Here is a 25,379-nt window from a genome sequence, read left to right on the forward strand (position 1 = left end):
GGACTTTCTGCGTCAGTGCTCCTCGGCCTCGGCGGCCATCGCGTCCTCGTACGTCGCGTGCACCGTGCCGTGCGGATGGTGCGGCGGCGCGTAGATCGAGTAGAGCTTCAGCGGCTCGTCGCCGATGTTGACGATGTTGTGCCAGGTGCCGGCGGGCACGATGATCGCCCAGTCCGCCTCGGCCTGCCAGGTGCGCGACAGCTCGTTCTTCGCGCGGCCCATCAGCACCTTGGCCCTGCCCTGCTCGAGGCGCAGGAACTGGTCGGTGTCCGGATGGACCTCGAGCCCGACCTCGCCGCCGGGTGGGATCGTCATCAAGGTGAGCTGGAAGTGCTTCCCGGTCCAGGCGGCGGTGCGAAAGTTCGCGTTGGCGAGGGTCGTCTCCTCGATGTCGACCACGTACGGCGACGGTCCCTGATCCTTTGCCTGCATGGGCGCCTCCTTCTGGCTGTCTCCATCATGGCCCGGACGGATCGGGAGGCAACGCGGGTCGGCGAAAATGGCCGCGCGGGCGGAGGCGCCGCCTTGACACGACTCGGGAGTCGTTCCGGAGCGCCGCTCGGGGCGCCGCAATGCCGACGCCCCGAGCAGATCGGCGCTTGACGCCGCTCAGGACGCTGCGGCCTGCACCGCCGCGCCGTCCTTCAGGTCGAGCGGGACCAGCGAGCGCTTGCGCGCGCGCTTCATCTCCTCGAGCTGCGCGCGCGCCGCGGTGGTCGCCTCGGCCTCGCGGATGCACTCGAGCTTGCGCTCGAGCTCGACGTCGGAGACCTCGCGGCTCACCTGCGCCTCGGCGACCAGACGCTCGACGTGCGCGCGCACCTCCTCGAGCGCCTGGATGTCGGCGTCGGGCGAGAGGCCCTTGATCGTCTCCTGCAGACGCAGGCGCGCCTTCGCGTTCGCGAGCCGCGCGAGCGTGCGCGCCTTCTCCTCGCGCAGCCGCGCGACCTCGCCCTGGAAGGCGATCAGGTTCTTCTTCGCCGCCTCGGCCTCGCGGTTGAGGTCCGCGAGCTCGTCGGTGACGCGCTTGACCTCGGCCGACAGCGCCTCGCGACGCGAGATCAGCGCCAGCGCGACGTCGTCGTGGTCGTGCTCGACGGCGTAGTCGAGCTCGCGGTTCAGCGATCTGAGCGCCGACGCCTTGAGCTCGAGATCGCGCGCGAGCTTGCTGCGCATGTAGAGCACGCCGGCCGTCGCCTGGCGCAGCGTGACGTACTGCTCGAGGCGCTGCTGGATCGCGGCCTCGTAGACCGCGGCCGGATTCTTCTGCTCGCGGCCGCCCATCCAGTTCGACAGGGCGCCGCGGACGAGGTTGTAGAGTCGAGACACGAATCCCATCGTTCGCTCCTTTCCAGCGAAAGCCGGCGCGCCCGACTGCGGCGCGCAGCGTGCGTACGTGGTGCGCGGGCGCGCGGCCTAGACCGCGTCGTCCGGGGTGATGCCGAGCTCGCGCATCTTCTGCTGGAAGCTCTGGCGGTACATGCCGATCTCCTCGGCGGCGCGCGTGATGTTGCCGCCGTTGCGCCGCAGGGCATCGAGCAGGAAGCGGCGCTCGAAGTCGTAGATCAGCTTCTCCTTGGCCTCGCGGAACGAGCGCGCGCCCCAGATCGCGGCGGGGTCGGAAGCTCCGTTCGCCGCGTGCGCGGACGCGCCGTCGCCGTTGACGGCCGCGGAGCGCGCGGGCGACGCGCCGCTCGTGGACGACGCGGGCAGCAGGTCCGCCGCGGTGATCTCCGGCCCCGACGCGAGCAGCAGCGCCTGCTCGACCGCCGAGCGCAGCTCGCGTACGTTGCCGCGCCACTCGTGCGTCAAGCATGCGCGCAGCGCGTCGCCCGAGAGCGGCTTCGGCTCGCGCTTGAAGCGCTGCGCCGCCTGCTTGAGGAAATGGTCGATCAGCAGCGGGATGTCCTCGCGCCGCTCGGCGAGCGGCGGGATCACCAGCTCGACGACGCGCAGCCGGTAGTAGAGGTCCTCGCGGAAGCGGCCGCGGCGCACGGCTTCTTCCAGATCGTGATTGGTCGCCGCGATCAGGCGCACGTCGACCTTGATCGGCTGGTTGCCGCCGACGCGCTCGAACTCCTTCTCCTGAATCGCGCGCAGCAGCTTGGCCTGCGTCTCGAGCGGCATGTCGCCGACCTCGTCGAGGAACAGCGTGCCGCCGTTCGCCGCCTCGAACTTGCCCTCGCGCCGCGTGACCGCGCCGGTGAACGCGCCCTTCTCGTGGCCGAAGAGCTCGCTCTCGACGAGCTCGCGGTTGAGCGCCGCGCAGTTCATCTTGATCATGGGCTTCGAGCGGCGCGGGCTACGGTAGTGCAGCGCGTTCGCCACCAGCTCCTTGCCAGTGCCGCTCTCGCCGCGGATCAGCACCGTAACGTCGGTGTCGGCGACCTTGTCGATGGTCGCGAAGATCCGCTGCATCACCGGGCTCGTGCCGACGATCTGCTCGAAGCCGTACGCGCTCTGCACCTGCTCGAGCAGCCGGCGGTGGTCGCGCTTGAGCAGCGCGGTCTCCATCACGCGACGCACGACGACGCGCAGCTCGTCGTTGTCGAACGGCTTCGGCAGGTAGTCGGCCGCGCCCATCTTCATCGCCTGCACGGCGACCTTCTCCGAGCCGTAGGCGGTGATCATGATCACCGCGAGGTCGGGATCGATCGCGCGCGCGCGCTCGAGCACCTCGAGACCGCTGATCCCGCCCAGGCTCAGGTCGGTGATCACGACGTGGAAGCTGCCGGTCTCGATCAGCTTGACGGCGTCCTCGCCGCTGTAGGCGGTCTCGACCTGGTAGCCTTCCTTGACGAGCAGACCCTTGATCGCCAGCACGAGGGCCTTCTCGTCGTCGACGATGAGAACTCTTCCCTGCATCGCGGCCCTCAGTGCGGCAGCGGCAGCGTGACGATGAACTCGGTGCCGCGCTGCGGCTCGCTGAGCACGTCGATCGCGCCCTCGTGCGCCTCGACGATCTTCTTCGAGATCGCCATGCCGAGACCCGTCCCCTTCTCCTTGGTGGTGAAGAACGGGTTGAAGATCCGATCCATCTTCTCCTTCGGGATCCCGATGCCGTTGTCGCGGATGCGCACCCGCGCGCGGTTCGGGATGCCGTTCTCGATGAACAGGTCGACCCTGCGCTCGTGCTCGACGGGGGCCAGCGCGTCGATCGCGTTGTCGATGATGTTGGCGAATACTTGACGCAGCTTGCCGGCGTCGCCGACGATCGTCGGGCCGCCGATGTAGTTGCGCGCGACCGCGACCTGCGCGGCGTCGAGCTTGGCGCGCATCTCGGTGAGCGCCGCGTCGACCACGCTCGCGAGGTTGGTCGGCGCAAACTCGAGGTCCTCTTCCTTCGCATAGCGCAGCAGGTGCGAGATCGACTTCTCGACGCGGTCGAGCTCCTCGAGCGCGACCTGCGCGTACTGCACGTTCTCGACCGAGCGCGGGTCCTCGCCCATCTGCTGGACGAGGCTCTTCGCGGCGGCGATCGGGTTGCGGATCTCGTGCGCGATGGTCGCCGAGAGCTCGTCGATGCTCGCCTGCTTCTCGGTGCGGACGTTGGCGGTCTCGCGGCGCACCTCACGCTCGACGGCCGGGTAGAAGTACTTTTCCTTGAGCGTCCGCGAGCCGAACACCGCCATGTAGTGCGCGAAGAGCCCGATGCCCCAGCCGAGCGCGGGCCACAGGAACCACGGGTAGCGCGTCGTCAGGATGTTGATCAGCGCGAGGAACGCCATCACGCCGAGGTAGCTCATCAGGTGGCCGTAGAAGCTGACCTCGGCCGCGGCGCGGCGTCGCGCGCGCTTCAGGATCGCGGCCTCGGGCGTGCTGCGCTCGTCGCGCTTGCTCGCGGCGGCGGGCTTGGCGTCGTGGCCGGTCTCGGCGACGCGCTCGCTCGCAGGCGAGCCGTTGGCCGCCCCGTCGAGCGCGCCGACGCGCACCTCCTCGTCGTCGTACCAATCGTGCCAGCCCCGCTTGCGCTTCGACTTCGACTTGCGCCGACCGTGGTGCGCCATGCACCAGGCGCGGCGCTCCTCGTGCCGACGGAACTTCTCCGCCCAGTGGCGCTCCCACTCGCGGTGCCAGCTCGTCGCGTAGGGCATCGCCTCCTCCAGGTCGCCATCGAGCGTCATCCGGCGGTAGTGCTTGAGCCGCCTCGAGAAATGCTTGAAGAGGATCAAGGCGACGATGAACCCGATGACTGCCATCATGTCGTGCTTCCTCGCGGAGCGCCGAGAAGACAGGCTTAGCGCAGCCGCCGGGGCCGAGCGACGGCAACTCGCATGCCACTCGGGAAGCTCGCGGATTCCCGGGAAAAATCAGCCGGTCTGCGGAGCTGCCGCAAGCCACGCGCTGCGGCCATCGGTCGGGTACTGCAGCGAATCGACTGCACCATGAGCGACGGCGGGAGCCGCCGAAACGTCGAGATCAAGGCGCGCTGCGCGGACCACGGTCGCGTCCGCGCCGAGCTCGAGCGGCGCGGCGCGCGCCGCGTCGGCCTCGACCGCCAGATCGACACCTACTTCCGCGTCGCGCACGGCCGCCTGAAGCTCCGCGAGGGGACGATCGAGAACGCGCTCATCCACTACCAGCGCTCGGACGAGCGCGGTCCGAAGCTCTCGCAGGTGACGCTGCTCCCGACCGAGCCCGGCTCGCCGCTCAAGACCATCCTCGAGCGCGCGCTCGGCGTCGACGTCGTGGTCGACAAGCGGCGCGAGATCTTCTTCCTCGACAACGTCAAGATCCACCTCGACGAGGTCGAGAGCCTCGGCACCTTCGTCGAGATCGAGGCGATCGACGAGCGCGGCGACCGTCCGCTCGAGACGCTGCGCGCGCAGTGCGAGGAGCTCATGCGCGCCTTCGGCGTCGAGGCGGCGGACCTGCTCGCGACGTCGTACTCGGACCTGCTGCGCGGCGCCGCGTAGCGCACCGCTCACCACCAGCGGAACGACCGCCGACGCTTGACGATGGTCATCGTCCACGGCGGCGGCGTGATGCGCAGCTCGACCCGCTCGCGCAGCGGCGCCGCCTCGAAGCGCGCCACCTGCTCGGCGAAGCGCAGATCCGGCTGACGCGGCAGCGCGAAGTCCGCCGGGATCCCGGTCACGAGCAGCACGGCGAGCAAGCCGCACGCGACCACGCGCAGCGCGCGGCTGCGATCCGCGACCGCGGTCCAGAGCAGCGTCGCCAGGTAGGCGAGGATCGAGAAGTAGTAGTAGCGCATGCCGGCGTACGGCCGCTGCAGGAGCTCCCACGGCCGTCCTTCTCCGAAGATCAACGGGCTGCGCAGCGCCGCCGCGAGGTGCAGCCCCGCGAACATCAGGAGGGCGCGCAGCGCGAAGCTGCGGGTCACGAGCACGGCGCGGACGAGGAACGCGAGCCCGAGCGCGCCGAGCACGGCGGGGAGCCAGGCGTGCCCGCCCCAGGCGGTCTCGTGGAGCCGCGCGTAGGCGTCCACGCCGACCAGCCCGCCGACGAAGATCTGACCGCCGAGGATCTCGAGCAGCCCCACGAGCGACGCGCCGAGGTCCGGCTGCCAGCCGATCCGGCTGCTGCCGGGCACGCCGTAGAGCAGACGCAGCTGGACCAGGGCCGGCACGAGGACACACAGCAGCCGCACGCGGCTCCAGCGCTCGCGGTCGTGCAGCCATGCGACGACCGCCACCGGCAGCAGCAGGACGCAGAACGGTCCGCTCACGCCCGAAAGCAGCAGCACGCCGACGTCGAACGCGCGCCAGCCCCGCGACGCGGCCGGCGGCGCGATCACCACCAGGAAGGCGAGCAGCGCGAGGTGGACGTGCGAGTTGCTGACGTTCAGGTGCACCTCGTAGAGGTTCGGCGCCGTGAGCAGGACCAGCGCGAGCGCGAGGCGGCGCAGCCGCCCCGGAACGACCGACTCGAAGCGGCTCGACATCAAGAACGCCGGCACGATCGCCTGCACCGCGAGGGCGCACAGCGCCATGACCAGCGGCGCGTGCCGCAGGCCCAGGGCGACGCTCAGGATCCCGACCAGCCGCGGGTACGTTTGCAGGTAGCCGCCGAAGGGCTGCACCAGGCTGCGCAGCGCGCCCGAGTTGTGGGCGCGCGCGTACCACTCGCAGCCGTCCTCGGCCCAGAACTGCGGCGTGAAGAGCGCGTCGGGATTCCGCGCGACGATCAGCGCGGCGAAGGCGGCGATCGTCAAGCAGGCTGCGGCGAGCGACCGCGGTCGTGGCGGCATGCGCGCGAGCTATCGACCTGACGCGCACCTTGCAATCGAGCGTCGGTCGCGCTTTAGCTTCCTGCCCGAGCGAGAAGAGGGGAAGGCGCTTGCAACCGTCGATTTCGGTCGTCATCCCGGCGTACAACGCCGCGCCCTTCCTCGACGCCTGCCTCACGCACCTCGCGCGCTCGACCGTGGCGCCGCTCGAGTGCCTGGTGGTCGACGACGGCTCGACCGACGACACCGCCGCCATCGCCGCGCGTCACGGCGCGACCGTGCTCTCGACCGGCGGGCGCCGCGGACCGGCGCACGCGCGCAACCTCGGCGCCCGGCACGCGCGCGGCGACGTCGTCTTCTTCATCGACGCCGACGTCTGCGTCGAGCCGAGCTCGGTCGCCAAGGTCGCCGCGTCCTTCGCCGCCGACCCGACGCTGGACGCGCTGATCGGCTCCTACGACGACGACCCGCATTCTCCCGACTTCCTGTCGCAGTACAAGAATCTGATGCACGCCTTCGTGCACCACCGCGGCCGGCGGCGGGCGAGCACCTTCTGGAGCGGCTGCGGCGCCATCCGGCGCGACGTGCTGCTCGCGCACAGCGGCTTCGACGAGTCCTACAAGCGTCCCGCGATCGAGGACATCGAGCTCGGCTACCGGCTGGTGCGCGCCGGTCGCAAGATCGAGCTCGACCCGTCGCTCACCGTCAAGCATCTCAAGCGCTGGACCTTCTGGGGGCTCCTCAAGTCCGACATCTTCGACCGCGGCGTGCCGTGGACCGAGCTCATCCTGCGCGACCGCAACATGCCGAACGACCTCAACCTGCACCTGAGCCAGCGGGTCAGCGTCGCGCTGGTCTTCGTGCTCCTCGGCATGACGGCGTTCGCGGCCGTGCGCTGGGGCGGCGCGTTCCTGACGCCGCTCTTCGCCCTGCTCTTCCTGCAGCTCTCGCGCTACTGGCTCGAGGCGGCGTCGCCGAGCGACTCGCAGCGCGGCGCGCTCTTCGTCGGGCTGACGATGGCGACGATCGTCGCGCTCGGCTTCTGGTACGGCATGCCGGCGCTCGCGCTGCCGCTGTTCCTCGCCTACGTGCTGCTCTTCCTGCGGCACCGCTACGCATACCGCCGCGGCTCGCCCGAGCGTCGGCGCACGACGCTGTTCTTCGCCGGCTTCTTCCTGCTCACCGTGGCGCTGACCATCGCGCACTTCCCGCGCGACCCGGTGGTGTTCGCCTGCTTCGCGGTGCTCGGCGCGATCATCGCGCTGAACAACCAGTTCTACCTCTTCCTCGCGGCGAAGCGTGGCCGTCCGTTCGCGCTCGCGGCGATCCCGTTCCACCTGCTCTACCACCTCTACAACGGCTTCTCGTTCGCCTACGGCGCGCTGCGCTACGCGACGATGCGCCTGCTCTCGCCGTCGACGCTGCGCGGGGCCGCCGCGCCGCAGCCGTCGCCGCCGTCCGCGAACGCGGACTGACGCGAGCGCTCTCTGCGACGTCGCGTCGCGTGCTACGAACGACGGGATGCGCATCGCGACCTGGAACGTGAACTCGCTCAAGGCGCGCCTCGAGAAGGTCTGGTGGTGGCTCGAGCGCGCCGAGCCCGACGTCCTGCTGATGCAGGAGACCAAGTGCACCGACGAGGCGGCGCCGGTCGCCGAGTTCGCCGAGCGCGGCTACGAGCTCGCGCACCACGGCGAGGGACGCTGGAACGGCGTCGCGATCGCGAGCAAGGTCGGCATCGCGGACGTGGTGACGAACTTCGGCGTCGAGCTGCGTCCCGATGGCACGCCGGACGTGCCGGACGACGAGCCGCTGCGCGAGGCGCGCATGATCTCGGCGGTGTGCGGCGGGGTGCGGGTGATCTCGGTGTACGCGCCGAACGGCCGGGCCGTCGACTCGCCGTTCTACGCGGCGAAGCTCGCGTGGTTCGAGCGCCTCGTGCGCTGGCTGCGCGAGACGCGCTCGCCCGACGAGCCGCTCGTGCTGGGCGGTGACCTCAACGTCGCGCCCACCGACGAGGACGTCTGGGATCCGAGCGCCTGCCACGGCGGCACGCACGTCTCGGAGCGCGAGCGCGAGGCCTTCGCGCGGCTCTGCGCCTTCGGGCTGCGCGACGCCTACCGCATGCACCACCCGCAGCCGGGACGCTTCAGCTGGTGGGACTACCGCGCCGGCTGCTTCCAGAAGAACTTCGGCATGCGCATCGACCACCTGCTGGTCAGCGAGAGCGTCGCGCCGCGGGTCGTGTGGGCCGAGATCGACCGCGAGGCGCGCAAGGGCAAGCCGACGCCGTCCGACCACGCGCCGGTGCTGATCGACCTCGACACGCCGGGACGCGAGCTCGACGCCGGCTGGGCCGCCGCCGACGCGCGCATCGCCGCGCGCCGCGCGGGACGCCCCGCCTAGCCGCGCGACCGGCGGAACCGGGGCTCGCCGTCGGCGAGCGCCCGGTCAGGACACCATCGCGACGACCGAATCGCCCTCGTGGCGCAGGACGAAGCGCGAGTCCTCGACGATCTTGCGCTTCGCGGCGCGCTCGACCACGAAGTTGCCGAGGTAGAGCACGTCCATCTCCGAGCGCGTGAAGGTGTTGAAGGCGTTGAGCGGCGTCTCGACGATCGGCTCGCCCTTCAGGTTGAAGCTCGTGTTGAGGATCACCGGCACGCCGGTCGCCTCGCCGAAGAGCTCGATCATCCGGTGGTAGGCCGGGTTGGTCTCCTTCATCACCGTCTGCAGACGGCCCGAGCCGTCGACGTGGGTGATCGCGGGGATCACGTCGCGCTTGTCCTCGCACACCGGCACCACGTAGAGCATGAAGCGCGCCGGGTAGTGCGACATCGCGTTCGGCAGCTCGAAGTACTCCTCGCAGCGCTCGCCGAGCACGCTCGGCGCGAACGGACGGAACGCCTCGCGGAATTTGATCTTGGCGTTCACGATGTCCTTCATCTCGGCGCGCCGCGGGTCGGCAATGATCGAGCGCGCACCGAGCGCGCGCGGCCCCCACTCGAAGCGTCCGCGGTACCAGCCGCAGACCTTGCCCGAGGTGAGATCGTCGACGACGCGCTCGAAGAAGCGCTCGTCGTCGTCGATGTGGGTGTAGTTGAGGTCGTACTCCTTGAGGAAGTCGCCGATCTCGCTCTCGGAGTACTCGGAGCCGAGGTAGGCGTGGCCGAGCGCCGCGACGCGCGGCTTGCCGAGCAGGTGGTGGTACGCCCAGAGCGCCGCGCCGATCGCGCCGCCGTCGTCGCCCGGCGCGGGCGGCACGTAGATCTGCTCGAAGCCCGCGTCGCGCAGCACCTTGGCGTTCGCGACCGAGTTCAGCGCGACGCCGCCCGAGAGACAGAGGTTCTTGAGACCCGTCTTGCGCCGCGCGTTGCGCGCGAGCGCGATCATGATCTCCTCGGTGACGTGCTGAATCGACGACGCGACGTCGCAGTAGAACGGGTCGAGCGACTTGTCGCCGAGCGACGGATCGCGCGGCGGCCGCCCCATCACCTCCGAGAACTTCGGCGACAGCGTGTTGTCCGGCGAGTAGTGGAACGCGAAGTAGTCGAGGTCGAGCCAGTACGAGCCGTCCGACCCGATCTTGATCATCTTCTTGACGCGGTCGACGTAGCGCGGCTGCCCGTAGGGCGCCATGCCCATGAGCTTGTACTCGCCCTCGTTGACCTCGAAGCCGCAGTACGCGGTGAACGCCGAGTACAGGAGGCCGAGCGAGTGCGGGAAGCGCGCCTCCTGCTCGAGCTCGATCTTCGTGCCGCGTCCGACGCCGACCGTGCCCGTCGACCACTCGCCCGCGCCGTCGACCGTGATGATCGCCGCCTCGTCGAACGGCGAGCAGAAGAACGACGCCGCCGCGTGCGACATGTGGTGCTCGCAGAACAGGATCTTCTTCGGGTCGACGCCGAGCTTCTCGCGGATCAGCGGCTTGATCCAAAGCTTGTCCGTCACCCAGCGTCGCATCGACTCGGTGAACACGCGGTGCGAGCGCGGGAAGGTCGCGAACGCGGTGCTGAGCAGGCGCTCGAACTTCAGGAACGGCTTCTCGTAGAAGACGACGTAGTCGACGTCGTGGATGGTGATGCCGGCCTTCTTCAGCACGAAGTCCACCGCGAGCGACGGGAAGCGGCTGTCGTGCTTCACGCGCGAGAAGCGTTCCTCCTCGCCGGCGGCCACGACGACTCCGTCGTGGACCAGAGCGGCCGCGCTGTCGTGGTAATAGAAGGAGAGGCCGAGGATGTACATCAGCTAATCCCTGCGTACGAAATTTCGAAGACGGGTCGCTGGGGTGGGCGCGAGCAAGTCTCAGGAAGCTACCCGACCGGCACTGCGTGGACAAGCACGCTTCTGCGTCGCCGGGGCTCGGCATCGCACGGCCCGCGCGTCGCTATGGGGTTCGGCACAGCCGAGCGGCGGTCGCGGGGTCTCCCGTCAGGATCTGCATTGACCGGGGCGGCGCGCCCGGGCATCGTCCATCGCTCCCGCCGCCAGCCTTCTGATACGAGTTCCCACCCATGAGCCGAGCCCGCTCCATCCTGCCAGGCCTCGCAGCCGCCGCGTTCTCGATCCTCGTCTCCGTGCTGCTGCTCGAGGTCGTGCTGCACGTCGTCGGGTACCCGCGCACCAAGACCAGCCATCAGCGCTTCTACGTCGAGCACGACCCGCAGCGCGGCTGGCGCAACGTGCCGAACGCCGACGGCTGGTTCTCGACCGACGAGTACGACGTCCACCTGCAGTACAACTCGCGCGGCTTCCGCGGCCCGGAGCGCTCGTACGAGAAGCCGCCGGGCACGTACCGCGTCGTGATCCTCGGCGACTCCTTCATCGAGGGATACTCGGTGAACCTCGAGGACCGCGTCTCCGAGCGCCTCGAGAAGCTGCTCTCCGAGCAGGATCCGTCGCGGCGCTACGAGGTCATCGCGCTCGGCACCGCCGGCTACAGCACCGACCAGGAGCTGATCTGGCTCGAGTCGGAGGGCGTCAAGTACCAGCCGGACGTCGTCGTGGTGATGTTCTACATGAACGACGTCTGGTTCAACGGCCAGTCGAAGTACTGGCGCGGCGAGAAGCCTGCGTACGTGCTCGAGAACGGCGAGCTCAAGCTGACCAACGTGCCCGTCCCCGACGCGCGCCCGAAGAAGAAAAAGCGCGAGACCGGACGCGGCCTCAAGCACTGGATTCGCGCCAACTCGAAGATCTACGCCCTCTTCTCGCTCGCGCTCGAGAACTCGCCCGGGCTGCGCCGCGCCGCGACCGCGCTCGGCCTCGTCTCGCCGCGCGACGAGGACGACGACGACAACGGCGGCCCGCGCGTCGCCGACGAGCTCAGCGTCTTCCAGAAAGAAGAGCCGCCCGCGACGATGAACGGTTGGCGCATGACCGGCGCGATCCTCGAGCGCATGAACGAGGTCGCGAACGAGGCCGGCGCGAAGCTGATCGTCTTCCACATCCCGTTCAAGGGCGTGGTCTACGAGCAGGACTGGGCGCCGATCCTCGCCCGCCTGGGTCTGCCGCAGGACCAGCTCGACCCGTCCCGCGTCAAGCAACGCTTCGACGAGATCTGCGCGAACTACCGCCTCGACTGCATCGAGCCGACCGAAGAGTACCGCCGCGTCGCGGCCGAGCTCGGCGACGGGGGCCGCCTGTACTACGTGCAGGACAACCACTGGAACGCCGGCGGGCACGAGCTCGCGGCCGAGATCCTGGCCCGGCGCATCCGCGAGCTGCAAGGCCGCTAGCTGGCTGGCGCGGCCGCTCGCGCCGGGATACTCGCGCCAGGCCGCGCGCGACCGCTCACGGCCGGATGCCGGTCCGCGCGACCGGCGTCGGCGGCTCGCTCGCGCGCCCGCGCGCCACGCGCAGCGCGTGCAGCAGCCGGTTGCGCAGCTCGCGCGGGTCGATGACGTCGTCGTAGCTCATCGAGTCGGCGGGGCCGTAGACGCCGCCGAGCTCGCTCGCGTCGAGACGCTCGCGCGTCTCCTCGTCGGCCCGCGCGGCGTCGCCGGCGCCGGCGGCCGGCATCGCGGCGATGCGCCCGGACGGGAAAGCGAGCGTCGCCGTCTGGCCGTCGAACGGGTTCATCGCCATCAGGCACGACGCGACGCCGTACACCTTGCGCAGCGTGACGTGGATCTTGACGCCGCGCATGCGCGCCTGCGCCGCGAACATGCGCATCGCGCGCCGCAGCGTCCCCTCGCGCTCGGCGGCCTTGCCGACCAGCACGCCGGGCGTGTCGGCGAGGAAGACGACCGGCAGATGGAACGCGTCCGCGATCTCGATGAAGCGCGCCGCCTTGTCGGCGGCGTCGGCGTCGATCGAGCCCGCCTTGACGCTCGGCTGGCTCGCGACGATCGCGGCCGGCTCGCCGCCGAGGCGCGCGAGCACGGTCAAGATCGAGCGTCCGTAGCCCGGCTGCAGCTCGAGCAGCTCGCCGCCGTCGACCAGCAGCTCGAGCACCGCGGTCATGTCGTAGGCCCTGCGCTGATCCGCCGGGACGACGTCGAGGATCGCGTCGAGGCGGCGCTCGCCGAGGTCGGCGAAGCGGGCCTGCGACGGGTCGAGACGCGGCGGCGCTTGCCACGCGCTCGACGGGAAGTAGCCGAGGTAGCGGCGCACGAGCCCGAGCGCCGCCGCGTCGTCGGGCGCGACCGCGTGCGCGAGCCCGCTCGCCGCGTGCACCGCGCTGCCGCCGAGCTCCTCCTTGGTCGTCACCTCGCCGGTCGCGCTCTGCACGAGCGGCGGCCCCGCGACGAAGGCGCAGGCAGCTTCGGTCATGACGACGAAGTCGGCGAGCGGGGCCGCCAGCGCCGAGTGCCCGGCCGACGGTCCCAGGATCGCGACCACGCTCGGCACGAGCCCCGAGAGCCGCGCCAGCACCTGCAGGTCGTTCGGCGCGCGCGGGTAGCGCTCGAGGGCGTTCTGCGCGCGCTCGCCGGCGCCGTCGAGCAGCAGCACGAGCGGCATGCGCTCCTGCAGCGCGAGCTCGCAGAGCCGGTGGCGCTTGGCGTGCGCGCGGATGCCGATCGAGCCGCCGAGCACCGTGAAGTCCTCGCCGCCGACCGCGACCTCGCGGCCGTCGATTCGCCCGACGCCGGCGACGAAGCCGTCGGCCGGGATCCGGACGGCGTCGCCGACCAGCACGCCGAGCTCGACGAAGCTGCCCGGATCGCAGAGCGTCGCGATGCGCTGGCGGACGTCGAGCCGGCCGCTCGCGCGCTGGCGCGCGACGCGCTCCTCCCCGCCCATCGCCTCGCCGGCAGCACGGCGGTGCGCGAGGTCGGCGAGGATCGGCCGCCACGCGGGCGGGATCGCGTCGTCGTCCGGGGGCTGCGAGGGCGTCGGCACGGTGCGCGGATCTTGCTCCGCGCGGGGTTGCGGCTCAAGCGCGCGACGCACGTGCGTGCGGCGCTCGGCTCGCCCGTCCACGTCGCGCGACCGCAGCGCGTTCGGACCGCGCGTCGATTGCGGCCGGCGGCGCGCGCGGGCATACCGCTCGGCATGGCGACGGTCGAGGAAGTCGACGCCCAGCTGCTGGGCCCCGGCGGGATGTTCGAGGTCGTCGAGGAGGACGTCCTCGGCGAGCGCATGCAGGTGTTCAAGAACCGCGCGCCCTCGCTGCGTGCGTTCGTCGAGCGCTCGGTCGGCTTCGGCGACGCCGAGTACCTGATCTTCGGCGAGCGGCGCATCACCTACGCCGAGCACGCGCGCGCGGTCGCGTCCGTCGCCAAGGCGCTGCGCGAGCGCTTCGGCGTCGGACCGGGCGACCGGGTCGCGATCCTCGCTGCGAACTGCCCCGAGTGGATCGTGACCTTCTGGGCGACGGTCAGCCTGGGCGCGATCGCCGTGGGGCTCAACGGCTGGTGGACGGGCGACGAGATCCTCTACGGCGTCCGCGACTGCGAGCCCAAGCTGCTGGTCGCGGACGCGAAGCGTCTCGCGCGCCTCGCGGGCGAGTCGCCGGGCGTGCCGGTGGTGGAGATCGAGTCCGAGTTCGACGCGCTCTGGAACTTCGATCTTGACGCGCCGCTGCCCGATCAGCCGATCGCCGAGGACGATCCCGCGATCATTCTCTACACGAGCGGCACGACCGGGCGGCCGAAGGGCGCGGTGCAGAGCCACCGCAACGTGATCGCGCTGGTCGGGCTCACGACCTACTCCGGGCTGCGCAACATGATGCTCGCGCCGCCACCGCCCGCCGACGCGCCGCCGGCGTCGCCGCCCTGCATCTACGTCACCAACCCGCTGTTCCACGTCTCGGGCCTGCACACGGCGGCGATCACCTGCCTCGCGTCGGGGATCCGCTCGGTGTGGAGCGTCGGACGCTTCGATCCGGTCGCCGCGATGCGCGCGATCGAGCGCGAGAAGGTCACGAGCTGGGGCGCGATGAACACCGTCGTGCAGCGCATGATCAACCACCCCGAGTTCGGCCGCTACGACCTCTCGTCGCTGCGCCAGATCGGCGGCGGCGGCGCGCCGACCCCGCCCGAGCTGCAGCGCCGCATGCGCGAGGCGTTTCCCTCGATCCGCTTCGGCGGCACGCTCGGCCACGGCTACGGCAGCACCGAGTCCGGCGCGCTCGCGACGCTGATCAACGGCGAGGAGTGGGCGCGCTACCCCGAGTCGGTCGGGCGTCCGCTGCCGACGGTGCAGATCGAGATCCGCGACCCGGAAGGTCGCGCGCTGCCCGAAGGCGACGAGGGCGAGGTGTGCATCCGCAGCCCGCTCGTCATGCTCGGCTACTGGAACCGTCCGCGCGAGACCGCGGAGACCATCGCGCCGGGACGCTGGCTGCGCACCGGCGACGTCGGCCGCATGCTCGACGGGCGGCTCTACCTCTCCGCGCGCAAGCGCGACCTCATCCTGCGCGGCGGCGAGAACGTCTACCCGGTCGAGATCGAGAACCGCCTGGTCGAGCACCCCGACGTCGCCGAGGCCGCGGTGATCGGCGTCGACCACGAGGAGCTCGGGCAGGAGGTGAAGGCGGTGATCGTGCCGCGTCCGGGCGCGCGTCCCGACTTCGCCGAGCTCGCGCGCTTCGTCGGCGAGAAGCTCGCGTACTTCAAGGTGCCGACGCACTGGGAGCTGCGCGACGAGCTGCCGCGCAACGCGACCGGCAAGGTGCTGAAGCACGTGCTCGCGGGCGAGGCGCGAAGCAGCTTCGTCGAGGAGTGACGCGGGCGCGCACGGAGCGCGCTCGCAGGACGCCGCACCTCTTCTCGGCGCGCTCCGCGTCTCACGCCTTTACGGGCTCGAGGATCACCACCGGGATCGTACGCGACGTGATCTGCTCGTAGCTGCGGTAGAACGGGTTCACGGCCTTGAGCTCGGGCCACAACCGGGCGCGCTCCTCGGCGGTCGCCTCGCGCGCGGTGACGTCCAGCGTGCGACCGGCGACCTCGACGCGCGCCCGCGGCTCCGCGCGCACGTTGAGGAACCACGCCGGATGCCGGTCCGAGCCGCCGTTCGACGCCACCACGACGAAGCGCTCGCCGTCCGCGAGGTACGCGAGCGCGACCGTGCGCTCGGCGCCGGACTTCCGTCCGCGCGTCGTCAAGAGCAGATTCGTGATGCGGCCCGCCGAGTGTCCGACACGCCCGCCGGTCGCGCGGTAGAGCGCCGTGTGCAGCCGCCCGGTGACCTTCCAGAACGGGCTCTCGCCGACCGCCTTCAGCAGCTTCAGACCAACGGACATGCGCACCACCTTGCGCACCCCGCCTCGCGGCGCAAGGCGGGTGTACGACCTCGGGCACGGCAGCCCGGCGTCGATGCCCACGCTGCGTTTGTCCGAGCCGCGTAGCGGCCGCTATACGGAGAGCCGGCTGCGGCCTGCGGTGGACCGAATTTCCCTCGAGGAGCGAAGCGAATGTCGTCGTTCAATCTCGGCGTGATCAACGAAGCGATCGCGGACGCGATCCCGGACCGCGAGGCGCTGGTCACGGCGCAGCGCCGCCTGACCTGGCGCGACCTGCAGCTGCGCACCCGCAGGCTCGCGAACCTGCTGCGCTCCCGCGGTCTCGGCTGCCGGGTCGAGCGCAGCGAGCTCGCCCCGTGGGAGTCCGGCCAGGACCACCTCGCGCTCTACCTCTACAACGGGCACGAGTACCTCGAGGGGATGCTCGGCGCGTACAAGGCGCGCGTCGCGCCGTTCAACGTCAACTATCGCTACGTCGCCGAGGAGCTGCTCTACGTGCTGCGCGACGCGCGCACGCGCGCGATCGTCTACCACGCGTGCTTCGCGCCGCTCTTGCGCGAGGTGCTGCCGAAGCTCCCCGAGATGGCGCTCCTGCTGCAGGTCGAGGACGGCAGCGGCGAGAAGCTGCTGCCGGGCGCGCTCGACTACGAGCAGGCGCTCGCCGACTCGAGCGACGCCCCGCCCGACTGCCAGCCGAGCCCGGACGACCTCTACATCCTCTACACCGGCGGCACGACCGGCATGCCGAAGGGCGTGCTGTGGCGTCAGGAGGACATCTTCTTCGCGGCGCTCGGCGGCAAGATGTTCGGCGGACCGGAGGTGACGAGCCTCGAGGAGCTGGTCGAGCGCTGCAAGGCGGGCGCCGAGATGCGCTCGCTGCCCGCGCCGCCCTTCATGCACGGCGCCGCGCACTGGGCGGGCTTCATCATGTGGCACTCGGGCGGCACGATCGTCGTGCAGCGCAACACGCGCACGCTCGACCCGGACGACATCTGGACGACGGTCGAGCGCGAGCGCGTCGTCACGCTGTCGATCGTCGGCGACGCGTTCGCCCGTCCGCTGCTCGATCAACTACAAAAGAAGAAGTACGACCTGTCGTCGCTGAAGATCATCGGCTCGGGAGGCGCGATCCTGTCGGCGCCGATGAAGCGCGCGCTCCTCGAGGCCATCCCGGGTCTGATGATCTTCGACGGCTTCGGCTCGTCCGAGACCGGCGCGCAGGGCTCGACCATCTCGATGGCGGGGATGGACTCGACGCAGGGCGCGTTCAAGATGGACGAGCACACCTGCGTGCTCGACGCCGAGCTCACGCGGCGTCTCGAGCCGGGCGAGGAGGCGGTCGGCTGGGTGGCGCGCGCCGGCCGCGTGCCGCTCGGCTACCTCGGCGACGAGGCCAAGACCCGCAAGACCTACCCCGTCGTCGACGGCACGCGCTACGCGGTGCCCGGCGACCGCGGCCAGGTCGCCGCCGACGGCACGATCCGCGTCTTCGGCCGCGACTCGGTGTGCATCAACTCGGGCGGCGAGAAGATCTTCGCCGAGGAGGTCGAGCAGGCGCTGAAGCACCATCCCGCGGTGTACGACGTCATCGTCACCGGCACGCCGAGCGAGCGCTGGGGCGAGCAGGTGACGGCGCTCGTCCAGCTCCGCCCGGGCGCGCAGGCGAGCGACGACGAGCTGCGCGAGGCCGCGGCGACCCAGATCGCGCGCTACAAGCTGCCGAAGGCGTTCGTCTACGTCGACTCGCTGGTGCGTGCGCCGAGCGGCAAGCCGGACTACCGTTGGGCGAAGGAGACCGCGACGCGCGCGCTCGCCGGCTCGTCGTAACGCCGACCGAGAAGACTCACGCGTCGCACGCCGGCGGCCGGTGCGCGGGTGCCGCGCGCCCGGCGACGGAGGACAGGATGGTGGCTGCACGCTTTCGATGTCTGCTGGCGCTCGCCGTCGCCGTTCTCGGCGCGACGTCGGCTCGAGCAGCGTCCGCCTACGGCGCCGCCCCCGCGCCGGAGCCGGCGCCGACCGCCGCGCGCGCACCCGCGCCGGCCGCGACCGCCGGGCTCGCCAAGGCGACCTTCGCGGGCGGCTGCTTCTGGTGCATGGAGCCGCCGTTCGACGAGCTCGAGGGCGTGGTGTCGACCACCTCGGGCTACACCGGCGGCACGACGCCGAACCCGAGCTACGAGCAAGTCTCCGCGGGCGGCACCGGCCACGCCGAGGCGGTCGAGATCGTCTACGACCCGAGCAAGGTGAGCTACGAGAAGCTGCTCGAGGTCTTCTGGCGCAACGTCGACCCGACGACGCCGAACCGCCAGTTCTGCGACTTCGGCTCGCAGTACCGCACGGCGATCTTCACGCACGACGAGGAGCAGCAGCGCCTCGCCGAGGAGTCCAAGCGCAAGCTCGAGGCGTCGGGCAAGCTCGGCAAGCCGATCGTCACCGAGATCGTCCCCGCGACCGAGTTCTACCCGGCCGAGGAGTACCACCAGGACTACTACCGGAAGAATCCGATCAGATACAAATTTTACCGCTACAGCTGCGGACGCGACCAGCGGCTCGAGGAGCTGTGGGGTCCGCCGGCGCGCGAGTGATCAGATCTTCCCGTTCTGCCAGACCACGGCGTCGATCGACGAAAGCACGCGCCCACCGGTCGCCACCGCGACGAAGGTGCCGTTCCCGTAGTCGACGCCGTTGATGTACTGGCCGGTGTCGGACACCCGGAAGCCGTAGTTCAGGCCGTCGGGCGAGGTCAGGATGTTCCCCTCGTCGCCGACGACGACGTAGATGCCCTGCGCGAACGCGACGTCGTTCAGGTTCGGCAGGACGCCCGACGCCGCGACCTGCCACGGTCCGGCCGAGGTCGCAGCGAACTGGATCGTGCCGCTCGCTCCCACCAGCACCCAGCCCGGCGGACCGAAGGCGGCGGCGTAGAGGTCGGTCGGGATGCCGCCGTTCTGCACGGTCCAGGTCGCGCCCGCGTCGGTCGAGGTGACGATCGCGCCGCCGGCGCCGACCGCCACGAAGGTCGCGTCCTCGCCGAAGCCGACGCCGTACAGCGGCACGTCGGTGCCGATCGCCTGCTGCGTCCAGGTGACGCCGTCGGTGGACGAAAGAACGGTCCCGAGGTCGCCCACCGCGATGATCGTCCCTGCGCCGGCCGCGACGCCGTGCAGGTTGAAGCCGGTCGGCGAGAGCTGCTGCACCCAGCCGGTGCCGTCGACCGAGACCACGATCGCCCCGCCGTCGCCGACCGCGACGAAGAGGCCCTGCGCGCTCGCGTAGGTGACGTCGTTGAGCGACGGCACGCCGGCGCCGAACGTCGCCCAGCCCGGCCCGGAGTTGACGTACGTCAGGTTGGTCTCGCCGACCGCGACGAAGGTGCCGTTGCCGAAGGCGACCGACTCGAGGAAGACGCCGCCGTCGCCACCTCCGCCGCAGGCCAGCGTCAGCACGGTCGCCGACGCGACCAACCACGAAGCCCAGCCTGCGACCCGATCCCAGCTCCGCATCGGCGCATCCTCTCCCGCCCCGCGGCATGCGGGACCGCGGACTTCTAGCTAAAGCGCGGCGACGAGGACAAGCGCATGGACTTCAATCTCGCCGCCGTCCAAGAGGCCATCGCCGCCGCCATCCCGGAGCGCGAGTGCATCGTCCACGAGAATCGCCGCCTGAGCTGGGCCGAGGTCAACGACCGCACGCGCCGGCTCGCGAACTTCCTGCTCGCGCGCGGCCTGGGAAACGTGCGCGAGCGCGACGGCCTCGCCGGCTGGGAGTCCGGGCAGGACCACCTCGCGCTCTACCTCTACAACGGCTGCGAGTACCTCGAGGGCATGCTCGGCGCGTTCAAGGCCCGGGTCGCGCCGTTCAACGTCAATTACCGCTACGTCGAGGAGGAGCTGGTTTACCTGCTGCGCGACGCGCGCCCGCGCGCGATCCTCTACCACGCGCGCTTCGCGCCGATGCTCGCCAAGGTGCTGCCGGAGGTCGGCGGCGTCGACGTCCTGCTGCAGGTCGCCGACGACTCCGGCAACGCGCTGCTGCCGGGCGCGGTCGACTACGAGGAGGCGCTCGCCGCGGCGCCCGCGCACCGCCCCGACGTCCGCTGGTCGCCGGACGACCTGTACGTCATCTACACCGGCGGCACGACCGGCATGCCGAAGGGCGTGCTGTGGCGCCAGGCCGACATCTTCGTCACCGCGCTCGGCGGACGTCGCACCGACGGTGCGGAGTTCGAGTCGCTCGAGCAGATCGTCGAGCACGCGAAGCGTGGCAAGGCGCGCTCGCTGCCCGCGCCGCCGTTCATGCACGGCGCCGCGAGCTGGAACGCGTTCACCACCTTCCACGCCGGCGGCACGGTCGTGATCCAGGGCGAGACCAGGCGCCTCGACGCGGACGACGTCTGGCGCACGATCGAGCGCGAGCGCGTCACCTCGATGCTGATCGTCGGCGACGCGTTCGCTCGGCCGCTCGTCGATGCGCTCGCGCGCGGCTCGTACGACGTCGACTCGCTGCGCCTGATCGTCTCGGGCGGCGCGCCGCTCAGCCCGACGCTCAAGCGCGCGCTGCACGAGCTCCTTCCGAAGGTCACGCTGCTCGACGCGGTCGGCTCGTCGGAGACCGGACGTCAGGGGCAGAGCTTCAGCACGCGCCCGAGCGAGATCGCGTCGGGGTCGTTCGTGCCGGTGCCGGACAACTGCGTGCTGAGCGAGGACTGCTCGCGCGTGCTCGGTCCCGGCGACGTCGAGATCGGCTGGCTCGCGAAGACCGGCCGCGTCCCGCTCGGCTACCTCGGCGACGAGCCGAAGACGCAGCGCACGTTCCCGACGATCGGCGGCGTGCGCTACTCGCTGCCCGGCGACCGCGCGCGCGTCTCTGCGGACGGCGCGATCGAGCTCCTCGGCCGCGACTCGGTGACGATCAACTCGGGCGGCGAGAAGATCTTCGCCGAGGAGGTCGAGCTCGCGCTGAAGCACCACCCCGCCGTGTACGACGCGGTGGTCGTCGGCCGGCCGAGCGAGCGCTGGGGTCAAGAGGTGGTCGCGCTCGTGCGCCTGCGCGACGGTGCGTCGGCGACGGTCGACGAACTCGTCGCCGAGAGCGCGCGTCACGTCGCGCGCTACAAGCTGCCCAAGGCGATCTTCTTCCTCGACGAGATCGTGCGCAGCCCGAGCGGCAAGGCGGACTACCGCTGGGCGAAGGAGCAAGCGCTCGCCAGGTCGAAAGCCGGCTGAGACGCATGGCGGTCGTGATCGAGACGCCGAGGAGCCGCGCCGAGCTCGGCGAGCTGATCGACTTCCACAACGTCGTCCACGCCGGACGGCGCGCACGCTGGGGTCCCGATCCGACGATCGAGCTACCCTTCCTCACCGGCGAGAGCCCGTTCTCGGTCGATCGCCGCCTGCGGCCGTTCGTCGCGCGCGACGACGGACGCATCGTCGCCCGCGTCGTCGCCGCGATCGACGAGCGCTACCAGAAGCTGTGGAGCGAGCGCCTCGGGCACTTGCTGCTCTTCGAGGCGCTGCCCGGCACGCGCGTCGCCGTGCGGGCGCTGCTCGACCGCGCCTGCCTCTGGCTCGCCGACGAGGGCGCGGCCGCCGCGCGCGCGGGCTTCGGCGTGTTCGACTTTCCGTTCGCGATCGACGCCTACGAGACGCTGCCGCCGAGCGTGCTGCGCCAGAACGCGCCGTACTACCACGCGCTGCTCAAGGACGCGCGCTTCGAGACCGAGCAGGGCTTCGTCGATTACAAAATCGAGGTCACGCCCGAGCGGATCGCGAGCTGGCGGGCCGCGGTCGAGGAAGGCCGGCGCGCGGGCTTCGACGTCCTGACGCTGCGCCAGGTGCCGATCGAGCGCCGCGCCGCCGACTTCCACATGGTGTGGGACGACGCCTTCCGGCGGCACTGGGGCTACACGCCGTTCTCCGAGGAGGAGATGGCGACGATCATCGCCGGGCTCACGCCGGCCGGCATGCTCGACTCCTCGCTCCTCGCCTACCGCGACGGCGAGCCGCTCGGCGCGCTGTGGCTCGTGCCCGAGACCTCTTGGCAGGCGGTGGTGAAGCACGGGCACCGTCTGGGCGACGACGAGAAGCTGAACGTGCTCGCGATCGCGGTGCGCGAGCCGGCGCGCGGCCAGGGCCTCAACCTGGCGATGGCGGGCACGGGATATCTCGAGCTCGCGCGGCGCGGCGCGCGCTTTCTCAGCTACACGCTGGTGCTCGACGACAACTGGCCGTCGCGGCGCACGGCGGAGAAGCTCGGCGGTCGGGTGTGCGCGAGCTACCTCGCGTACCGACGCGAGCTGCGCTGACGCGCGCTCGCGGCCGCGCGGCTCGCGCGCGCTGAGATCGCGCAAGCGCACGCGTACGGCTCACCCCCCTTCCGGGCCGCGCGCTTCAGTCCGAGCGCTTCCGCGACGCTCAGCGTCCGCGCACGCGCCGCAGCGCCGCCGCGAGGCGCCGCAGCGGCGCGGTCACGCGCCACGACAGCGAGCGCTCGACGCCCGCGAGCACGCGCCGCGCGTCCTCGAGCTCGGCGCTGCGCGCGGCGAGCGCCTGCGTGCGCTCGGCGAGCGCCTGCGTCTGCTCGGCGAGAGCCGCGCGCACGCCCGCAAGCTCTTCCTCGAGCCGCTTCGCGACGTCGTGCGCGACCGCGAGCTCGCGGCGGACGCGGTCGAGCTCGCGCTCGCGGGCCGAGCGTCCGCCCTCGTCGTCGCCGCTCGCCTTGCCCGAGCGCAGCGCCGAGATCTCCTCCTCGAGCTCGATCACGACCGGGCTCATCGCGTGGTCGGCCGCCGCGAGACCCGCGCGCAGACGGTCGAGGCGCGCGCGCTGCTCCGCCGTGTCGTGCTCGCGCATCGCGATCAGCACCGCGTAGGCCTCGCCGGTCCAGCGCGCGATCGCGGGCACGTCGGCGGCGGGGGCTTGCGCGGCGACGTGGTGGCGCAGCTTCGCGTCGAGGAACGACGAGATCTCCCGTGCCGCGGCGTCGAACGGCCGCGGCCAGGTGAAGCCGAGGGTGCGCGCCGCGCGCTCGAGCGTCGCGCGCCAGTCGGAGAGAAGCGCGTCGAACGGCACGATCGCGCGGCGGTGACCGCGGGTGTGCAGCTCGGCCTCGAGCGTGTAGCGCAGCCACAGGAGGTGCGAGCGCGCCGGGGTGAGGCCGTCGCGCCGCGCGAGCGAGTCCGCCACCTCGGCGGGGTGGCGCACGGCGAGCAGGAAGCCAGGCGTCGCGCCGACGCCCTCGAGCAGCGGCAGCCAGAGCGGCAGCAGCCGGCTGATGCGCGGGTCCTTGACGCCGAACGGCGTGCCCGACGCGGCGAGGCTGCGCAGCGTCTCGGCGAGCCGCTCGCGGACCTCGGCGATGCCCGGCGCCTCCGCCCAGCGCTCGGGCAGCGGCCGGACGTCGTCCCACACCAGGCCCTGCGTCGCGAGCGCGCGATCGTCGGCGTCCTTGATCCGCGCGTCCTCCCAGAAGCCGGCCTCGTTGTCGCGCTGCGTGGGGATGAACTCGTTGCCGAGCTCGACGCCGAGCAGGTTGCAGCAGCGCGCGAGCGCAGACGTGCCGCTGCGGTGCATGCCGAGGATGACGAGCGCAGTGATGGGCGCGGCGTCGGTGGCCGGAGGAGCGGCTGCGCTCGACGTCGTCTGCGCCGACATGGCGCGCACGATAATCGACCGGTGCGTCGGCGGACAAACGCCGCGTCGGGCGCGAATCACGCGAGGGGTGTTGCCGCGAGGTCTGCGCCTGTGGTCTTTGCTCGGTGGTGGAGCGGCTCGCCGCACACTTCCTGCCGCTGCTGCTGGTGATCGTCGCGGGCGCGGCGCTGCGCGCCTACCACCTGGGCACGCTCGGCCTCTGGTGGGACGAGATCGTCCACATCTGGACGTCGCAGAGCGGCGGGCTGATCGACGTGCTGCGCGAGGTCAAGCGCGGCATCCCGCCCGGCACCGGCAACGCCGGCGCGGTGCCGCTCGACTACCTGCTGCTGCACCTCTACCTGCGCGTCACCACCCCGCCCGAGCCCGAGGCGCTCGAGACCTACTACCGGGTGCCGTCGTTCGTCTACAGCGTGCTCGCGCTGCCGATGCTGTACGCCTTCGGGCGGCGCTTCCTCGACCGGCAGATCGCGCTGCTCTCGACGCTGCTGCTCGCGCTGTCGCTGCCGCACGTCCTCTACGCCGCCGAGGCGCGCTTCTACTCGCTGTTCGTCCTGACGACGATCCTCAACCTGTACCTGTTCGCGAACCTCGTCGAGCGCCGTGACCGCTGGTCGGCGTGGGCGGCGTGCGGCGGCTTCAACCTCGTCTACTTCGTCTCGGGCCTCTTCAGCCTGCTCGTGCTCGGGGTGCAGTACGTGATCCTCGGCGTCCTGCTCGCGCGCACGCTGCTCGACGTGCGCGGCGACGTCGCGCTCCGCCGCGCGGCGACGCGGCAGACGGTCGCCTGGCTCGTGACCGGCAGCCTCGTCGCGGGCTGCGTCGCGCTCTACTTCATGGGCACCTGGCTCGGCTTCAAGCACAGCCGCACGGTGCCGCCGGAGGTGCTCGACCCGATCCGCGTCACCTGGCGCACGCTGCTCACGTTCTGCTCGCACAACTCGCTGCTGCTGGTCGCGCTGCTGCTCCTGCCGCTGCCGCTCGTCTATGCGCGCCGGCGCGGCGTCCTGCCGGTGGTCGTGTACCTGGCGGCGAGCCTGCTCCTGATCCCGGCGATCACGGGGATCGTGCGCTGGCGGAACTACTACTTCCACCCGCGCCACGCGCTCTTCCTGCTGCCTGCGGTGCAGATCCTGATCGCGATCTCGCTGATGACGGCGCTGCGCGGGCTCGACGCGTTCCGCTTCGTGCCGTGGCTGCGCGAGCGGCGCGCGGCGTGCAACGTCGCGCTCGCGTGCGCGCTGGTCGTCGCGACGCAGCTCCCGACGGTGCGCGCCTACCTCGCGATGCCCGAGCGCTTCTTCACGCTCAGCAAGAAGACCTACGACTTGAAGCGCGTCACGCAGACGGTGCGCGACGCCGTCGCGGACTACGCGCCGCGCGAGAAGTACCTGCTGATCGCGCAGCGCAACTCGATGGCCAACACGACGCTCGCGCAGTACCTGCGCTGGTACCGGCTCGAGGACCGCGTCGTGCTGCGCGGCTCGCGCGACATCAAGAAGACGCTGCGCGACGTGCGGCGCATCTGCAAGGAAGGCTCCTGCCTCGGAAAGCGCGGCCCGATCCTCGATCGCGACCTCGATCTGACCGGCCCCATGGGCTTGACGCCGGACTTCCAGCGTCTGCTCGGGCTCCTGCGCCCGATCGGCTACTGGCCCGGCACCGTCCGCGAGATCGGGCTCGTCGCCTACAACAAGCTCGGCAAGGGCCCCGCTGGTCCGGGCATCGCCGAGATCAAGATGCGCAACGTGCAGCTGCTCAGGGTGGCGGGGCCGCCGCCCGCGCCGGCGTCGGAGACCGCAGGGCGGGCGGCGGCGTTGCTCGGCGCGCCCGGTGGATGAGC

At 71.2% G+C, this 25,379-nt stretch carries 20 protein-coding genes; 10 read left to right on the forward strand and 10 right to left on the reverse strand.

The annotated features are described in order from the left end of the window. Nucleotides 1-12: 12 nt before the first annotated feature. The 4 genes from VIS07_07245 to VIS07_07260 all read right to left on the reverse strand — a co-directional run bounded on the left by VIS07_07245 (nt 13) and on the right by VIS07_07260 (nt 4,202). Entirely contained in the window at nt 13-432 is a 420-nt protein-coding gene (locus VIS07_07245; GenBank protein HEY8515290.1) for a cupin domain-containing protein, read from the reverse strand. A gap of 177 nt (nt 433-609) precedes the next feature. Further along, entirely contained in the window at nt 610-1,338 is a 729-nt protein-coding gene (locus VIS07_07250; GenBank protein HEY8515291.1) for a PspA/IM30 family protein, read from the reverse strand. Nucleotides 1,339-1,416: 78 nt separating this feature from the next. Continuing rightward, nucleotides 1,417-2,865 (reverse strand): sigma-54 dependent transcriptional regulator, encoded by a 1,449-nt coding sequence (locus VIS07_07255; protein HEY8515292.1) that lies wholly within the window; start codon nt 2,863-2,865, stop codon nt 1,417-1,419. An 8-nt stretch (nt 2,866-2,873) separates the two neighbouring features. Continuing rightward, nucleotides 2,874-4,202, reverse strand: coding sequence for a HAMP domain-containing sensor histidine kinase (locus tag VIS07_07260; protein HEY8515293.1), 1,329 nt, complete (start codon nt 4,200-4,202; stop codon nt 2,874-2,876). A gap of 183 nt (nt 4,203-4,385) precedes the next feature. Between VIS07_07260 and VIS07_07265 the strand changes: the two genes are divergently transcribed. Continuing rightward, complete coding sequence (locus VIS07_07265) at nt 4,386-4,916, forward strand: class IV adenylate cyclase (GenBank protein HEY8515294.1); 531 nt, start codon at nt 4,386-4,388, stop codon at nt 4,914-4,916. Nucleotides 4,917-4,924: 8 nt separating this feature from the next. Here VIS07_07265 and VIS07_07270 read toward each other — a convergent pair whose 3' ends face one another. After that, nucleotides 4,925-6,211 carry a hypothetical protein gene (locus VIS07_07270; GenBank protein ID HEY8515295.1) on the reverse strand — a complete coding sequence of 429 codons (1,287 nt, stop codon included), beginning with the start codon at nt 6,209-6,211 and terminating at the stop codon, nt 4,925-4,927. An 89-nt stretch (nt 6,212-6,300) separates the two neighbouring features. On the opposite strand from VIS07_07270, the gene VIS07_07275 reads away from it, so the two are divergent. Together VIS07_07275 and VIS07_07280 are read left to right on the forward strand one after the other, a co-directional pair. Beyond that, on the forward strand, nt 6,301-7,665 hold the full coding sequence (locus VIS07_07275; protein HEY8515296.1) for a glycosyltransferase family 2 protein: 1,365 nt from the start codon (nt 6,301-6,303) through the stop codon (nt 7,663-7,665). A gap of 46 nt (nt 7,666-7,711) precedes the next feature. Beyond that, nucleotides 7,712-8,596, forward strand: coding sequence for an exodeoxyribonuclease III (locus VIS07_07280; protein HEY8515297.1), 885 nt, complete (start codon nt 7,712-7,714; stop codon nt 8,594-8,596). 45 nt (nt 8,597-8,641) lie between these two features. Here the strand turns inward: VIS07_07280 and VIS07_07285 are convergent, their stop codons facing one another. After that, a complete protein-coding gene (locus VIS07_07285) occupies nt 8,642-10,435 on the reverse strand; it encodes a carbamoyltransferase (protein ID HEY8515298.1) in 1,794 nt (597 codons plus the stop codon). A gap of 269 nt (nt 10,436-10,704) precedes the next feature. Between VIS07_07285 and VIS07_07290 the strand changes: the two genes are divergently transcribed. Beyond that, on the forward strand, nt 10,705-11,928 hold the full coding sequence (locus VIS07_07290; protein ID HEY8515299.1) for an SGNH/GDSL hydrolase family protein: 1,224 nt from the start codon (nt 10,705-10,707) through the stop codon (nt 11,926-11,928). A gap of 55 nt (nt 11,929-11,983) precedes the next feature. Here the strand turns inward: VIS07_07290 and VIS07_07295 are convergent, their stop codons facing one another. Further along, a complete protein-coding gene (locus VIS07_07295) occupies nt 11,984-13,534 on the reverse strand; it encodes a carboxyl transferase domain-containing protein (protein ID HEY8515300.1) in 1,551 nt (516 codons plus the stop codon). Nucleotides 13,535-13,687: 153 nt separating this feature from the next. On the opposite strand from VIS07_07295, the gene VIS07_07300 reads away from it, so the two are divergent. Continuing rightward, nucleotides 13,688-15,361, forward strand: coding sequence for a class I adenylate-forming enzyme family protein (locus VIS07_07300; protein ID HEY8515301.1), 1,674 nt, complete (start codon nt 13,688-13,690; stop codon nt 15,359-15,361). 61 nt (nt 15,362-15,422) lie between these two features. Here the strand turns inward: VIS07_07300 and VIS07_07305 are convergent, their stop codons facing one another. After that, the gene (locus VIS07_07305) at nt 15,423-15,881 is read right to left on the reverse strand and encodes a nitroreductase family deazaflavin-dependent oxidoreductase (GenBank protein ID HEY8515302.1); all 459 of its coding nucleotides are present in this window, start codon (nt 15,879-15,881) and stop codon (nt 15,423-15,425) included. Between the two features lie 171 nt (nt 15,882-16,052). On the opposite strand from VIS07_07305, the gene VIS07_07310 reads away from it, so the two are divergent. Both VIS07_07310 and msrA read left to right on the forward strand, forming a co-directional pair. Continuing rightward, nucleotides 16,053-17,708: an acyl-CoA synthetase gene (locus VIS07_07310; protein ID HEY8515303.1), complete on the forward strand. Its 1,656-nt coding sequence runs from the start codon at nt 16,053-16,055 to the stop codon at nt 17,706-17,708. Nucleotides 17,709-17,785: 77 nt separating this feature from the next. After that, nucleotides 17,786-18,469 (forward strand): peptide-methionine (S)-S-oxide reductase MsrA, encoded by a 684-nt coding sequence (gene msrA / locus VIS07_07315; GenBank protein HEY8515304.1) that lies wholly within the window; start codon nt 17,786-17,788, stop codon nt 18,467-18,469. On the opposite strand, the gene VIS07_07320 is transcribed toward msrA, so the two are convergent. Continuing rightward, nucleotides 18,470-19,387: a cell wall-binding protein gene (locus tag VIS07_07320; GenBank protein ID HEY8515305.1), complete on the reverse strand. Its 918-nt coding sequence runs from the start codon at nt 19,385-19,387 to the stop codon at nt 18,470-18,472. 75 nt (nt 19,388-19,462) lie between these two features. On the opposite strand from VIS07_07320, the gene VIS07_07325 reads away from it, so the two are divergent. Both VIS07_07325 and VIS07_07330 read left to right on the forward strand, forming a co-directional pair. Beyond that, nucleotides 19,463-21,109 carry an acyl-CoA synthetase gene (locus VIS07_07325; GenBank protein HEY8515306.1) on the forward strand — a complete coding sequence of 549 codons (1,647 nt, stop codon included), beginning with the start codon at nt 19,463-19,465 and terminating at the stop codon, nt 21,107-21,109. A gap of 5 nt (nt 21,110-21,114) precedes the next feature. Then, the gene (locus tag VIS07_07330) at nt 21,115-22,188 is read left to right on the forward strand and encodes a hypothetical protein (GenBank protein HEY8515307.1); all 1,074 of its coding nucleotides are present in this window, start codon (nt 21,115-21,117) and stop codon (nt 22,186-22,188) included. A 109-nt stretch (nt 22,189-22,297) separates the two neighbouring features. Here VIS07_07330 and VIS07_07335 read toward each other — a convergent pair whose 3' ends face one another. After that, nucleotides 22,298-23,536, reverse strand: coding sequence for a hypothetical protein (locus tag VIS07_07335; protein ID HEY8515308.1), 1,239 nt, complete (start codon nt 23,534-23,536; stop codon nt 22,298-22,300). A 104-nt stretch (nt 23,537-23,640) separates the two neighbouring features. Here VIS07_07335 and VIS07_07340 point away from each other — a divergent pair, with 104 nt between their 5' ends. Continuing rightward, a complete protein-coding gene (locus VIS07_07340; protein HEY8515309.1) occupies nt 23,641-25,377 on the forward strand; it encodes a glycosyltransferase family 39 protein in 1,737 nt (578 codons plus the stop codon). The last annotated feature ends 2 nt before the right edge of the window (nt 25,378-25,379 follow it).

The sequence above is a fragment of the Candidatus Binatia bacterium genome (assembly GCA_036563615.1).
In the GTDB taxonomy this organism is placed as follows: Bacteria; Desulfobacterota; Binatia; order UBA12015; family UBA12015; genus DATCMB01.